Source organism: Stenotrophomonas sp. GSD10, from assembly GCF_056172695.1.
In genome coordinates, this window is sequence record NZ_JAOCMC010000002.1 from 1,428,352 (window position 1) to 1,442,579 (window position 14,228).

Here is a 14,228-nt window from a genome sequence, read left to right on the forward strand (position 1 = left end):
TCAGGGTCCTGACCGCCACCCGGCGTGTCGGGGCGCCCGACGCAAGAGCGGACCTGGTTCCGCTCTTCCGCTTTGACGAATCCCGACTTTCCGGAATGCGATCCACGATATGAGCAAGCGCGATTACTACGAAGTGCTGGGCGTTGCCCGCACCGCCAACGACGAAGAACTGAAGAAGGCCTACCGTCGCTGCGCGATGAAGTTCCACCCGGACCGCAACCCGGGCGATACGGCCGCCGAAGCCTCCTTCAAGGAGTGCAAGGAAGCCTACGAAGTGCTGTCCGACGGCAACAAGCGCCGCATGTACGACAGCCATGGCCACGCCGCGTTCGAGCACGGCATGGGCGGTGGCGGTCCGGGCGGCCCGGACATGAACGATATCTTCGGCGATATCTTCGGCAACATCTTTGGCGGTGCCGGCGGCGGTCCGCGCCAGGCGCGCCGTGGTGCCGACATCGGTTACGTGATGGAGCTGGACCTGGAAGAAGCGGTGCGTGGCGTCGAGCGCCGCATCGAGATTCCAACCCTGGCCGAGTGCGGCGACTGCGATGGCAGTGGCTCGGAAGACGGCAAGGTCGAGACCTGCAATGTGTGCCATGGCCGTGGCCAGGTGCGCATCCAGCGCGGCATCTTCGCCATGCAGCAGGCCTGCCACAACTGCAACGGCCGTGGCCAGATCATCGCCAAGCCCTGCAAGACCTGCCACGGCAATGGCCGTGTCGAGGAAGACAAGGTGCTGTCGGTGAAGGTGCCGGCCGGCGTCGATACCGGCGACCGCATCCGCCTGCAGGGCGAGGGCGAAGCCGGTCCGGCCGGTACGCCGCCGGGTGACCTGTACGTGGAAGTGCGCGTGCGCGAGCACGCCATCTTCCAGCGCGATGGCGACGACCTGCACTGCGAAGTGCCGATCCGCATCTCGCAGGCGGCATTGGGAGACACCGTGCGCGTGGCCACGCTCGGCGGCGAAGCGGAGATCCGCATCCCGGCCGAAACCCAGACCGGCAAGCTGTTCCGCCTGCGCGGCAAGGGCGTGCGTTCGGTGCGCAGCCGCAGCGAAGGCGACCTGTACTGCCGCGTGGTGGTGGAGACCCCGGTCAACCTCACCAACGAGCAGCGCAAGCTGCTGGAGCAGTTCGAAGCCACCTTCGTCGGCGAGGAAGCGCGCAAGCATTCGCCGAAGTCGGCGACCTTCATGGATGGCGTGAAGGGCTTCTGGGACCGGATGACGTCCTGAGTTTTCAACGCAAGCGTTGAACGGTAGCGCCGGGCCATGCCCGGCGTTTTCGTATGCGCTCAGCGGAAAAACGCCGCCGGCGTCTGCCCCAGCTGACGTTTGAACATGCTGGTGAACGCACTCGGGCTGTCATACCCCATCGCCAACGCGACATCGATGACCTTGTCGCCGACCGCCAGCCGTTCCAGCGCGGCCAGCAACCGTGCCTGCTGCCGCCACTGGCCGAAGGTCATGCCCAGTTCGCTGCCGAAATGCCGCTGGATGGTCTTCACGTCCACCTCCAGTGCCTGCGCCCAGTCCTGCAGCGTGGCGTCATCGCCAGGGTGCTTCTGGATGTGCTGGCAGATCCGCTGCAGGCGCGGGTCGGTGGCGGCGGGCAGATGCAGCGGCAGTACATCCATCCGATGCAGCTCGTCCAGCAGCAGGCGCACCACGCGGCCATCGCGGCTGTCTTCGATGTGCTCGCCCTTGATCAGCGTGGCGGCCTGCAACAGCTCGCGCAGCAGGGGGCCACCTGTACCGCGAACGGTTCGGCCGGCAACTGCGGCGCGAACGACGGATCGATGTACAGGCTGCGCATGTGCACGGCGGCAATGCAGTCCACCGCGTGCACCATGCCGGCCGGCATCCAGATCGCACGGGTGGAGGGCACGACCCAGCGACCGACTTCCGAGCGCACCACCATCAGCCCCGAGATGGCGTAGACCAGCTGGTGGCGCTGATGCTTGTGGCCTGCGATGTGGGTGCCGGCCGGGTATTGGGTAACCCGGTAGGTGACCGGGCGGTGCAGCGGCACCTCCCGCCACGGTGCGGCCGGGTCGACATCGCTGGCAATGTCCTTTTTGCGATAGGCCATGACCCGAACGCGGCAGAAGGGAGGGAGGGCAACCGTAGCATGCGGGGCTCGCCCCCAACCTGACTGCGTCCATGTCCGCCCTGGCTTCTCCTGCAATGACCTCACGCCCGGTGGCTCCCGGCGTGCTGGCTGCCATTTCCACCTCGCACGTGGTCAACGACATGATGCAGTCGTTGATCCTGGCCATCTATCCGGTGATCAAGGGCGGCTTCAACCTCAGCTTCACCCAGATCGGCCTGATCACGCTGACCTACCAGCTCACCGCGTCGATCTTCCAGCCGTTGGTCGGCATGGCCACCGATCGGCGCCCGGCGCCGTACTCGCTGCCGATCGGCATGGCTTCGACCCTGTGCGGCATGCTGCTGCTCGGCTTCGCGTCGAGTTATGCCGTGGTCCTTCTGGCCGCGGCGATGGTCGGTATTGGTTCGGCGATCTTCCATCCGGAGGCCTCGCGCATCGCGCGGCTGGCCTCGGGCGGCCGCCATGGCTTCGCGCAGTCGGTGTTCCAGGTCGGCGGCAACTTCGGTACCGCGCTCGGCCCGCTGATTGCTGCAGCGGTGATCGTGCCGTATGGCCAGCATGCCGCGTCGTGGTTTGCTGGCGCCGCACTGATCGGCATCGCGTTGTTGACCTATGTCGGCCGCTGGTATGCACTGCACCTGGGTACGCCGCGTCCGGCCAGCACTGCATCGATGGCGCCGCGTCATCCGCCGCGCACCGTCGCCAAGGTATTGGCGATCCTGCTGGTGCTGATCTTCAGCAAGTACTTCTACATGGCCAGCATCGGCAGCTACTTCACCTTCTACCTGATCCACCATTTCGGCATTCCGGTGGCGCAGGCGCAGCTGCACCTGTTCGCGTTCCTGGTGGCGTCCGCTGCCGGCGGCTTCCTGGGTGGCCCGTTGGGCGATCGCATCGGCCGCAAGCCGATCATCTGGACTTCGATCCTGGGTGTGGCGCCATTCGCGCTGATGCTGCCGCATGCCGATCTGCTGTGGACCACGGTGCTGGCGGTGCTGATCGGCTTCGTGTTGTCCTCGGCGTTCTCGGCCATCGTGGTGTATGCGCAGGAAATGATGCCGCACCGCATCGGCATGGTCTCCGGTCTGTTCTTCGGCTTTGCCTTCGGCATGGGCGGGTTGGGTGCAGCCGTGCTCGGCCTGCTGGCGGACAAGACCAGCATCGAGTACGTGTACCACCTGACCGCGTTCCTGCCGCTGCTGGGCATCGTGGCGGCCTGGCTGCCGCCGTCGCGGCCTGCCGTTCACTGAGGGAGGGTGGGTTTGCAGGGCTGGTAGTGCCGGCCGCTGGCCGGCAACTTCAACAGCAACAGCAACAGCAACAGCTGGCTATCCGTGGCATGGCGGGCTGGCTCCGATTGCGGACACCCCCGCAACCGGCCCCGCCCCGCCTTCGACAGTTTTTCGCGATCTGTTCGGACAGCTCGCGGGGTCAGATCCGTTTTCCGAAGGAAAACGGATCTGACCCCATTTTTGTGTATCGATATCTGACAGATTTCATCCACGCATGGCGTGGATCTACCAACCGTCATTGGAAGTCTGTCAGGGGTGGGGCGGCGTGGGATGGCAGGACCGTTGGCGCCATGGATGGCGCCATCGAGCCCCCATGGATGGGTTTACGGCGTGTCCTGCCATCCCACACCGCCCCGCCAAGCACACAGACAACCCAGAGCCGGCTGTTGCCTTTGACGTTGATCTGGCCTGCAAGCAGGTGCAGGGCTGCAAGCCCTGCCGACCCCCACCGGGCGTAGAATGCGGGCATGAGCGAATCCCTTGACAACCACCTGGTCCACGGCCGCCGCCAGCGCCCCGATGGCCCATCGCCGATCGATGTCATCTCCGTCCAGTCGCAGCTTGTCTATGGCCATGCCGGCAACAGCGCCGCCGTGCCGCCGATGCGCGCATTGGGCGTGCGCGTGGCCGAAATCCCGACCGTGCTGCTCAGCAACGCGCCGTTCTACGACACCACGCGCGGCCGCGTGCTTCCCGCCGACTGGTTCGCCGACCTGCTGCTCGGCAGCCGCGAACGTGGCCTGCCGCAACGGGCGAAGATGCTGGTGTCCGGCTATTTCGGCAGTACCGCCAACGGTGCCGCCTTCGCCGACTGGCTGGACGAGATCCTGCCGGGCTGCCCGCAGCTGCGCTACTGCCTGGACCCGGTGATCGGCGATACCCACACCGGCCCCTATGTGGAGCCGGGCCTGGAAGCGATCTTCGCCCAGCGTCTGCTGCCGCATGCGTGGCTGGTCACGCCGAATGCATTCGAACTCAATCGCCTCACCGGCATGCCGGCGTTGGCTGAAGCCGATGCCATTGCTGCCGCACGTACGTTGCTCGATCGTGGCCCGCACTGGGTGATCGCGCACAGCGTCGGCGGCAATCCGGGCGAACTGGTGACGCTGGCGGTCGGTCGCGAGGAAACCTGGCGCTGGACCTCGCCGCTGCTGCCGGTGGACGTGGCCGGCACCGGCGATGTGCTGATGTCGCTGGTGGTGTCGTTCCTGCTGCGTGGTGAATCGATGCAGCAGGCAATCTCGCGCGCGATCGCGGGCACGCATGCGGCATTGGAAGCGACCCTGGAGAGCGGGTTCGAAGAGTTCGATGTGATCGTCGCAGCACCTGCTGCGCTGGCCGATGGCGCACGCTTCCGCGCCGAACGCGTGGCATGAGCAATCTGCACACGCGCACGCCACGCACGGTTGGCATCGTTGGCAGTGCCGGCGCCTACGGGCGCTGGTTGACCCGCTTCTTCGAGCTGCACATGCAGCTGCAGGTGATCGGCCATGATCCGGCCGATCCGAACTCGCATGCGCCCGAACAGCTGCTGGCGCAGGCCGACGTGCTGGTGTTCTCGGCACCGATCCGGCACACGCCGGCGCTGATTGCCGGGTACGTACGGCAGTCCGCCGGCCGTGAACACGGGCGGCTGTGGCTGGACGTGACCTCGGTGAAGGAAGCGCCGGTGCAGGCGATGCTGGCCTCGCAGGCTGAAGTGGTCGGCCTGCATCCGATGACCGCGCCGCCGAAAGCACCGACGCTGAAGGGGCGGGTGATGGTGGTCTGCGAAGCGCGGCTGCGGCACTGGCAGCCGTGGGTCGATACGCTGTGCGCGGCGTTGCAGGCCGAATGCGTGCGGGCCACGCCGCAGCACCACGACCAGATGATGGCGCTGGTGCAGGCGATGGTGCACGCCACCCATCTGGCCCAGGCCGGCGTGCTGCGCCAGTACCAGCCACACCTGGGCGATCTGGCCGCGATGATGCCGTACCGCTCGGCGTCGTTCGAGCTGGACACCGCGATCATCTCGCGGATCCTGTCGCTGAACCCGGCGATCTACGAGGACATCCAGTTCGGCAACCCGTATGTGGCGCCGATGCTGGAGCGCCTGGTCGGCCAACTGCAGGCATTGCAGGCCCAGGTCGGGCAGGGCGACGACAGCGCGCGCGACGCGTTCCGTGAGCAGCTGTTGTCGGCCAACCGCAGTGCCTTCGGCGAACGCGCACTGGCCGAGGGCAACTACACCTTCGAGCGGGTGGGGTACCTGCTGGCCGACCTGACCGAGCGCAACGCGTTGTCGGTGCATCTGCCGGAAGACCGGCCGGGTTCGCTGCGCGAGCTGCTGAACGTGTTCGAGCAGCATCGTATCAGCCTGGCCTCGATCCATTCTTCGCGCACGCCGGGCGGCGAAGTGCATTTCCGTATCGGTTTCGTCGCCGGCAGCGACCGGGCCGCGATTGCGCTGGCGGCGGCCGAGGTCGATGCCAGCGGCATCGGGCGTGTGCTTGGCTGAGAACATTCATCCACAGGTGGTGTGGATGGCTTCTGCGCAAACATGTGGATAACCGCGCGCAGGCCTTGGCAGCCAAGGCTGTCAAGATGGTTGGTCAAAAATTGACCATGCCATTCCTGTAGAGCCGAGCCATGCTCGGCTGCTTTTGGCCAAGGCGAGTGTCGACCAAGGTCGACAGCTACCAGAAGCGCTTCGGTGAGCCACCTTGTAGAGCCGAGCCATGCTCGGCTGCTTTTGGCCAAAGCGTGTGTCGACCAAGGTCGACACCTACCAGAGCGGGGCGATCAGGAATCCGGTAGCACCGGGCCATGCCCGGCAAACCTCAGATCGTCAGCCTCAACTCGCCACCGCTGGTGGTGAACTCGCGGCCATTGCGCACCAGTAGGCGCCCATCGTCCAGCTCATAGCGCGGGGTGGCTTCGGAATGATGCCCGCTGCCATTCGCCTCGGGCTTGAACTCGATGATGATGTGGCTTTCGCCCTGGCTGTCGACGGCGGGGAACTGACGGAACGACATCGTGCACCTCCTCCAATGGATGCTGTTGATGCGCCGCCAGCTTCGCCCCGCCGATGTTAGGTGGCCGTCATCAATCGATGAACTGCAGTCGTGCCAGTTCAGCGTACAGACCGCCTTCGGCCAGCAGCTGTGCATGCGTGCCTTCGGCCACGATGCGGCCCTGGTCCATCACCACGATGCGGTCGGCCTTGAGCACGGTGGCCAGGCGGTGGGCGATGACCAGCGTGGTGCGACCGGCCATCAGCCGCTCCAGCGCCTGCTGCACGCCGTATTCACTCTGCGCATCCAGTGCACTGGTGGCTTCGTCCAGCAGCAGGATCGGTGCGTCCTTCAAGAGTGCGCGGGCAATCGCCACGCGCTGCTGCTGCCCGCCGGACAGGCGCGCGCCGCGCTCGCCCAGTTCGCTGTCATAGCCGTGCGGCAACGCGCGCAGGAAGCCATCGGCCTCGGCGGCACGTGCGGCGTCTTCGACCTCGGCGTCGCTGGCCTGCAGGCGGCCATAGCGGATGTTGTCACGCGCGCTGGCGGCGAACAGCGTCGGCTGCTGCGGCACCAGTGCCAGCTGCGCGCGCAGCTCGGCCGGGTCGACCTGGCGCACGTCGATGCCATCCACGCAGATGCGGCCGCCGGCCGGATCGTGGAAGCGCAGCAGCATCGACAGCACCGTGCTCTTGCCCGCGCCCGACGGGCCGACCAGGGCCACGGTCTCGCCCGGGCGCACGTGCAGGTTGAAGTGGTCCAGCGCGGCCTGGTCCGGTCGCTGCGGATAGTGGAACACCACATCCTCGAACTGGATCTCGCCCCGCAGCGGCTGCGGCAGCACGTGCGGCTGCGCCGGCGCGCGGATCTCGATGTCTTCCTGCAGCAGTTCACCGATGCGGCCCATGCCGCCGGCCGCGCGCTGCAGTTCGTTCCAGACTTCCGCCAGCGCACCGACCGAGCCGCCGCCAATGAGCGCGTACAGCACGAACTGGCCCAGGGTGCCGGCGCTGAGGCGGCCATCGATGACATCGTGCGCGCCCAGCCACAGCACGCCGACGATGGCGCCGAATACCAGCAGGATGGCGCTGGCGGTGACCAGCGACTGCGCGCCGATGCGACGGCGGGCGGCCTTGATCGCATCGCCCAGCGCGTGGTCGAAGCGGCCACGCTCGTAGGGCTCGCGTGCGTGGGCCTGCACCGTGCGCACCGCGCCCAGGGTCTCGCTGGCCAGGCTGTTGGCGTCGGCGATGCGGTCCTGGCTGCTGCGCGCAACGGTGCGCAGCTTGCGTGCGCCGATGATGATCGGCAGCACCGCCAGCGGAATGCCCAGCAGTGACCACGCGGCCAGGCGCGGGCTGGTCACGAACAGCATCGCCAGGCTGCCGACCACGGTGACGCTGCTGCGCAGGGCCACCGACATGGTGGAGCCGACCACGCTGCGCAGCAGCTCGCTGTCGGCGGTCAGGCGCGAGACCAGCTCGCCGCTGCGGCTGCGGTCATGGAAGCCGGCGCCCAGCTGGATCAGGTGTGCGTACAGGCGGCTGCGCAGGTCGGCCACGACCTTTTCGCCCAGCAGCGAGACGAAGTAGAAGCGCGCGGCGGTGGCCAGCGCCAGCACCACGGCGACCAGCATCAACAGGGCAAAGGCGCGGTTGATCTGGCCGCCGCTGCTGAAGCCGTGATCGATCATCTGCTTCACCGCCGGCGGCAGGCTCAGCGTGGCCGCCGAAGACACCGCCAGGGCCAGCAGCCAGGCACTGAACAGGCCGCTGTGGCGGCGCACGAACGGCCACAACGTGCGCAGGCTGCCGAGGCGGCGCAATGGCGGGGTCGAGGCGGGGGCGCCGTCCTTGTCAGTCATCCTGGTCGTCGTCTTGTATGCGGATACGGTCACGGGTGGCGTCGCGCAGGCGGATTTTCAATGCGTCGGCCTGATCGGCGGGCAATTCGACCCGCAGGCACACGCCGTTGGCATCGAACTGTTCATCGCGTTTTTCGGCGCCGAAAGCGGGCAGGGCGGCATGCAGGGTACCCAGGTCCTCGAAACCGGCCAGCAGCTGCAACCGGGTCATGGCCACCAGCGGCAGCCGCGGCGCGGTACGCAGGCACTCGGCGGCGGCGCCCCCATAGGCGCGCACCAGGCCGCCGGCACCGAGCTTGATGCCGCCGTACCAGCGCGTCACCACCACCATCACCCGGTCGAAGCCCTGGCCGTCGATCGCGGCCAGGATCGGCCGCCCGGCGGTGCCTGCAGGCTCGCCGTCGTCGCTGGAGCGATAGTCCTGGCCGTGCCGGTAGGCCCAGCAGTTGTGCGTGGCATCGGCCACCGCCACCTGCTGCAGGAACGCCAGTGCCGCCGTGGCACCGTCGATTGCCGTGGCGTGGGCGATGAAGCGGCTGTGCTTGACGTCCAGTGTGTGGCTGGCCGGCTGGGCGAGAGTATCGGGCATCCCGCTCATTCTACGGGGTTGCCGGCCGTGGCCGCTGCTTTCACTCGTCCAGCAGCGGGCGCAGGTCACGCGGCAGGCGTGCTTCCGGATACTGCTGCACATAGCGCTCCAGGCTGGCGCGGGCAAGATCGCGCTGGCCCTGGTCGCGGCGTTCGCGGATCTTCTGCAGCCATTGCCGGCGCGGCAGGCGGGCGTCGGCGTTCACTTCGGCCTGAACTGCGTCCGCGCTGAGACCCGCATTGCCGCTGCGGCGCATGACGCCGGGCGCCGACCGGCTGGTGGCCACGCGCTTGCTCGCGGTGACCTCGACGCGATCCAGTGCCGGCGCCTGTTCGACGCTCGCCGCGCTGGCCATGGGGGCCGCATCGTTGTCTGCCTTCATGGCCGCGGCCGCAGCCGGTGCGGAGGCCGGCATCGGCGCCGAATAGGCAACGGGTGCAGGAGGCGCGGGCGGCGCCGGCGGCGGCAGCGCTGCAAAAGACGTGTCGGCGGCCGGTTCCGCGGTGCGTGCGCGGGCGGCCTCTGCCTTCGCCGGTGCCGGCGGTGGCGCTGGCGTGGCTTCTGCGGGCGCGGGTCTGGCTGTGCGGGCGATGGCCGGGGCCGGAGCTGCCATGGGCGCCGCCTGCGGGGCTGCCGGTGCTGCAGCGGCCGCTTCGGGGGCGCCATCGCTGCGTCCGCTGCACGGTTTTCAGTGGTCTGATCGGCGGCAGCCGGTGCTGTCGCCACCGCGGCTTCGCTGGCCGGGATCGGCGGAGGCTCGGGACGCAGCTGCCAGGCGATGCCGATGGCGAAGACCATCGACGCGGCGATGCCGAACACCGCTGGCCAGCGTGGCCGCCTGCGCGGCGTGCGCGACGCCGCAGCGGTATCGACGGCCGGTGCGTCCACCGCTGCACGGGCAGCGGCCAGGATGGCAGCATCCAGCGCGGCCGGCGGTGCCTGTTCAGCACGACGGCCGAGCAGGCGTGCCAGTTCGCGTTCTTCCGGCGTCAGCGGTTCGTCTCGGTTCATGCGTTCAATCCCGCACGCAGCTTGTCCATCGCATAGCGCAGCCGCGATTTCACGGTTTCCCGGCCTACGCCGGTGATCTGGCCGATTTCCTCCAGGCTCAGTTCCTGATCCAGCCGCAGTTGCAGCACTTCGCGCTGCTCGGGCGGCAGTTCTTCCATCGCCCGTTGGATGCGGCGACGCTGTTCGAATTCGGACAGTTCAGCTTCCGGGGTCTGCCCGTCTTCAAGCGCGGCCAGGCGCAGGTCGGCGTCGGCCGGTGCTGCCGGGCGATGGCGGGCGGCACGCCAGTGGTCGTTCAGGCGGTTGTGCGCGATACGGAACAGCCAGGTGCTGAACGCGGCCTCAGGTTGCCAGCCGGCGCGGGCACTGATGACCCGTTGCCACACATCCTGGAAGATCTCCTCGGCCAGCGCGTTGTCGCGCAGGTGCCGCAGCAGAAAGCCGAACAGGCGCTTGCGGTGGCGCGCATACAGGCTCTCGAACGCATGCAGATCGCCACCGGCCCAGGCCAGCATCAAGGCTTCATCGGTTGGCAGTGCGCTGGCTTCCACGGCATACAGGGTAAGGCCTGGAGGCGATGGCGCATAGCCGGTGGGGAGGGCGGCAAGGGCGAGGGTCATGGCGGCGAAGGGGAGGCGGGCAACAGGAAAAACGTACGGGCGCACGATTCGGGGTTCGCGGGCTTCCATTGCCCCCCGGGTGGCGCGCTATGCTCGTCGGCTCAGGGGAGGTGCCGCTCAGACGGTGCCAAGAGATTGTCATTTGTCCACGCATGTTGAACCGGCGGAAGAGCCACCACACGAGGCCGTGCTGAGCACGGCGCTGGTGCGCGCATTGCATGGGCTGTTGCCCGATCCGGCCGTGGTCCGCGTGGGCTGGGACGATCCGCAGCTGGGCAGCGGCCAAGCCGGCTGGCCGCCCGTTGCCGTAACCGCAGGCGCCGCGATCCAGGGCGGCGACGACGGCAGCCACGGCTGGGTGCACGATGGCGCGCGCCTGCGTTTGTCGGTGGAGGGCGCGGTACCTTCCGCAGCATGGTGGGGGCTGGCCCGGCAGGCCATGGAGCTGGCCCTGCAGCGCGGCCGCCAGGCCGGCCAGATCAAGGCGCTGGAAGAAGCCGAACGCCTGCAGCAGGCACTGTTCCAGATCGCCGACCTGGCCGGCGCCGACCTGGAAATGGCCGAGATGCTGCGCCATGTGCACGGCGTGCTGGGCACGCTGATGTACGCGGAGAACTGCTACATCGTCGAGTACGACGACGTACGCGACCAGATCCGCTTCCTGTATTTCGCAGACCAGGTGGATGACTTCGTGGCTGATCCATCGCAGAGCCACGACGCCAGCGAGATGCCGCGCAGCCTGACCGTGGCACTGTTGCGCCATGGCAAGCCGCTCAGTGGCCCTTCGCGTGAGCTGCTGGCCCGCGTGGTCGAGCAGGAGCACGATCCGCAGCGGGGGCCGGAAAGCCTGGACTGGCTGGGCGTACCGATGCTGCGCGATGGCCGGGTGTGCGGCGCCATCGTGGTGCAGAGCTATGAACGGGCGGCCCGCTATGGTGAAGCCGAGCGTGCCCTGCTGGGCTTCGTTGCCCAGCACGTGCAGACCGCGATGGACCGGCGCCAGGCCCAGGTGCGGCTGGAGCAGCAGGTGGAGCGGCGCACGCAGGAGCTGCAGCGCGCCAACCGCAGCCTGCAGGACGAAGTGGCCGAGCGGCGTCGCGCCGAGCAGCTGCAGACCGCGCTGTACAACATCGCCGAAATGGCGATGTCGGCCGACAGCCTGGCCCAGTTCTACGGCCAGGTGCACGGCGTGGTCGGGCGCCTGCTCGACGCCCGCAACTTCTACATCGCACTGGTCAATGCCGCCGGCAATGGGCTGGACTTCGTCTACTCGGTGGATGAACACAACGCCAGCCGCGCACCGCGGCCGTTCAGTCGCGGGCTGACCGAGTACGTGGTGCGCAACCGACGGCCGTTGCTGGCCTCACGTGCGCAGATCGATGCGCTGCTGGCCGCCGGCGAGGTGCGTGAACACGGCGCCCGCTCGCACTGCTGGCTGGGCGTGCCGCTGCTGCGCGACGACGAGGTGGTGGGTGCGATCGTGGTGCAGAGCTACAGCCAGAACAGCACGTTCAGCGTGCATGACCAGCGCCTGCTGACGTTCGTCGCGCAGAACATTGGTACCGGTCTGGCCCGCCAGCGCGACCAGCAGCGGCTGCGTTCTGCGCACGCCGAACTTGAAAAGCGCGTGGAAGAGCGCACCCGCGAGCTGGCCGAGGTCAACGAGAAGCTGCTCGGCCAGATTGGCGAGCGCCTGCGCGCCGAACAGCGCTTGACCCACCAGGCGATGCACGACGCGTTGACCGGCCTGCCCAATCGCCTGCATCTGCTCGATCGGCTGCAGGACGCGCTGGCGCTGGCCCGGCGCGAGGGCGGCCCGGTGTTCGCCGTGCTGTTCCTCGACCTGGACCGGTTCAAGCTGGTCAACGACAGCATCGGCCATGCTGCGGGCGACCGCATGCTGGTGGAAGTGGCCAAGCGCATCGTATCGATGGCTGGTTCCGGTGACGTGGTGGCGCGGCTGGGCGGCGACGAGTTCGCGGTGCTGCTGCAATGCCCGCAGGGGCTGGCACAGGCACTGGACTTCGGCCAGCGGTTGCTGCTGGCCCTGCAGGAATCGATGTGGATCGCTGGGCGCGAACTGTTCCCGTCCGGAAGCCTGGGCATTGCCTTGTGGAACCCGCGCTATCGCACCGGCGAGGAGCTGCTGCGCGATGCGGACGCGGCCATGTACCGGGCCAAGGCGCAGGGCCATGATCGTTGCGCGATCTTCGATGAGGACATGCGCGAGCAGGCCATGCGCAGCCTCGATCTGGAGGCCGATCTGCGCCGTGCCATCAACAACCGCGACTTCGTGCCGTTCTACCAGCCAATCGTGCGCCTGTGCGACGGCGAGGTGGTCGGCCACGAAGCGCTGCTGCGCTGGCAGCATGAGCGCCGCGGCCTGCTGCTGCCCGGCGCGTTCCTCGAGCTGGGCGAGGAGAGTGGCCTGATCGAGCAGGTTGACTGGCTGATCTACGAACAGGTCATCGCTGGCCTGGCCGAAGGCGGGCAGGGCTACGTCTCGGTGAACGTATCGCCGCGCCATTTCCGCTCGGCCGGTTTCAGCACCCGCCTGTTCGGCCTGCTCGATGCCTGCGGCGCCGACCCGCGCCGGCTGCGGCTGGAGATCACCGAGGTGGCGCTGCTGGACGATGGCCCGCACACGCTGCGCATCCTGCAGGGCCTGCGCGAGCGTGGCATCCAGGTGCAGCTGGACGATTTCGGTACCGGCTTCTCGGCGCTGTCCTACCTGCACCGTTTCCCGATCAGCACGTTGAAGATCGACCAGAGCTTCATTGCCGGGCTGCACGGCCCGGAAGTGCACAGCACGCGCGCGCTGGTGGAAGGTGTGCTGTCACTGGCACGAACGCTGGGCATTGAAACCATCGGTGAAGGCATCGAAACCGAGGCGCAGCGGCAGACCCTGTGCGAACTCGGCTGTGACTACGGGCAGGGCTACCTGTTGGGCCGGCCCGCACCGTGGGCGCACGCGGCAGCCTGAGCGGCCGCGTGTTGCCATCTCAGCGCAGGGCGGCGCGGCGCTTCTCGTCGATCCACTTGGACGCCTGGGCCGGCTGGTAATTGCGCATCCAGGCCAGCATCGCGTCGATGTCCGAGCCGTACCACAGATCCTGGCGCTGGTCCGGGTGCAGGAAGCGCTCTTCCACCATGCGATCGATCATGCCGATCAGCGGCGCGTAGAAGCCGTCCACATCGAGGAAGGCGCACGGCTTGTTGCCGATGCCCAGCTGGCGCCAGGTCAGCATCTCGAAGATCTCTTCCAGGGTGCCGAAACCGCCGGGCAGGGCGACGAAGCCATCGGCCAGATCGAACATGCGCGACTTGCGCTCATGCATCGAGCCGACGATCTCCAGTTCGGTCAGGCCGCGATGGGCCACTTCCCAGTCGGCCAGCTGGCGCGGAATCACGCCGGTCACTTCGCCGCCGGCGGCCAGCACGGCATTGGCCACGGTGCCCATCAGGCCGACGTTGCCGCCGCCGTACACCAGGCGCAGGCCATCGCGGGCGATGCGGTCACCCAGCGCAATGGCGCGTTCGGTATAGGCCGGCTTGCTGCCAGCGTTGGAGCCACAGTACACACAGATCGATTTCATGGATATTCCTGTTTCTTGGCCGGAAACGAAAACGCCCCGTCGCCGACCGAAGGACGGTCAGCGACGGGGTGTGCGTAGAGTATGAGGCTTTCCGTAGCGTCGAGCTTGCTCGACGGCTCTTCATTCAGATCCCGGCAACGGCCCAGTCGAGC

Annotated in this window: 10 protein-coding genes and 2 pseudogenes; 5 read left to right on the plus strand and 7 right to left on the minus strand. The window is 67.8% G+C overall.

The window, feature by feature from the left end; genetic code table 11:
* Positions 1 to 109: 109 nt before the first annotated feature.
* Entirely contained in the window at positions 110 to 1,234 is a 1,125-nt protein-coding gene (gene dnaJ, locus N4G47_RS06945) for a molecular chaperone DnaJ (RefSeq protein WP_107232717.1), read from the plus strand.
* A gap of 59 nt (positions 1,235 to 1,293) precedes the next feature.
* On the opposite strand, the pseudogene N4G47_RS06950 reads toward dnaJ, so the two are convergent.
* Positions 1,294 to 2,090, minus strand: a pseudogene (locus tag N4G47_RS06950) (AraC family transcriptional regulator).
* 71 nt (positions 2,091 to 2,161) lie between these two features.
* Here N4G47_RS06950 and N4G47_RS06955 point away from each other — a divergent pair.
* The 3 genes from N4G47_RS06955 to N4G47_RS06965 all read left to right on the plus strand — a co-directional run bounded on the left by N4G47_RS06955 (position 2,162) and on the right by N4G47_RS06965 (position 5,900).
* Positions 2,162 to 3,361, plus strand: a complete 1,200-nt coding sequence (locus tag N4G47_RS06955; protein WP_475286055.1) for an MFS transporter — start codon at positions 2,162 to 2,164, stop codon at positions 3,359 to 3,361.
* A 509-nt stretch (positions 3,362 to 3,870) separates the two neighbouring features.
* Positions 3,871 to 4,779 carry a pyridoxal kinase gene (gene pdxY / locus N4G47_RS06960; protein WP_475286057.1) on the plus strand — a complete coding sequence of 303 codons (909 nt, stop codon included), beginning with the start codon at positions 3,871 to 3,873 and terminating at the stop codon, positions 4,777 to 4,779.
* Entirely contained in the window at positions 4,776 to 5,900 is a 1,125-nt protein-coding gene (locus N4G47_RS06965) for a prephenate dehydrogenase (RefSeq protein ID WP_475286059.1), read from the plus strand. The genes pdxY and N4G47_RS06965 overlap by 4 nt, the downstream gene beginning before the upstream one ends.
* A 322-nt stretch (positions 5,901 to 6,222) precedes the next feature.
* Here the strand turns inward: N4G47_RS06965 and N4G47_RS06970 are convergent, their stop codons facing one another.
* The 5 genes and pseudogenes from N4G47_RS06970 to N4G47_RS06990 all read right to left on the minus strand — a co-directional run bounded on the left by N4G47_RS06970 (position 6,223) and on the right by N4G47_RS06990 (position 10,375).
* Positions 6,223 to 6,417 carry a hypothetical protein gene (locus N4G47_RS06970; protein ID WP_100441541.1) on the minus strand — a complete coding sequence of 65 codons (195 nt, stop codon included), beginning with the start codon at positions 6,415 to 6,417 and terminating at the stop codon, positions 6,223 to 6,225.
* A gap of 70 nt (positions 6,418 to 6,487) precedes the next feature.
* Positions 6,488 to 8,260: an ABC transporter transmembrane domain-containing protein gene (locus N4G47_RS06975; RefSeq protein WP_475286061.1), complete on the minus strand. Its 1,773-nt coding sequence runs from the start codon at positions 8,258 to 8,260 to the stop codon at positions 6,488 to 6,490.
* Complete coding sequence (locus N4G47_RS06980) at positions 8,253 to 8,849, minus strand: IMPACT family protein (protein WP_249844293.1); 597 nt, start codon at positions 8,847 to 8,849, stop codon at positions 8,253 to 8,255. Before N4G47_RS06980 ends, N4G47_RS06975 begins: the two co-directional genes overlap by 8 nt.
* Before the next feature lie 40 nt (positions 8,850 to 8,889).
* A pseudogene (locus N4G47_RS06985) lies at positions 8,890 to 9,860 on the minus strand (hypothetical protein).
* Complete coding sequence (locus N4G47_RS06990; RefSeq protein WP_475289903.1) at positions 9,857 to 10,375, minus strand: RNA polymerase sigma factor; 519 nt, start codon at positions 10,373 to 10,375, stop codon at positions 9,857 to 9,859. Before N4G47_RS06990 ends, N4G47_RS06985 begins: the two are co-directional and overlap by 4 nt.
* Positions 10,376 to 10,622: 247 nt before the next feature.
* Here N4G47_RS06990 and N4G47_RS06995 point away from each other — a divergent pair, with 247 nt between their 5' ends.
* Positions 10,623 to 13,463: a bifunctional diguanylate cyclase/phosphodiesterase gene (locus N4G47_RS06995; RefSeq protein ID WP_475286064.1), complete on the plus strand. Its 2,841-nt coding sequence runs from the start codon at positions 10,623 to 10,625 to the stop codon at positions 13,461 to 13,463.
* Between the two features lie 19 nt (positions 13,464 to 13,482).
* Here N4G47_RS06995 and N4G47_RS07000 read toward each other — a convergent pair whose 3' ends face one another.
* Positions 13,483 to 14,076 carry an LOG family protein gene (locus N4G47_RS07000; RefSeq protein WP_057498086.1) on the minus strand — a complete coding sequence of 198 codons (594 nt, stop codon included), beginning with the start codon at positions 14,074 to 14,076 and terminating at the stop codon, positions 13,483 to 13,485.
* Between the last annotated feature and the right edge of the window lie 152 nt (positions 14,077 to 14,228).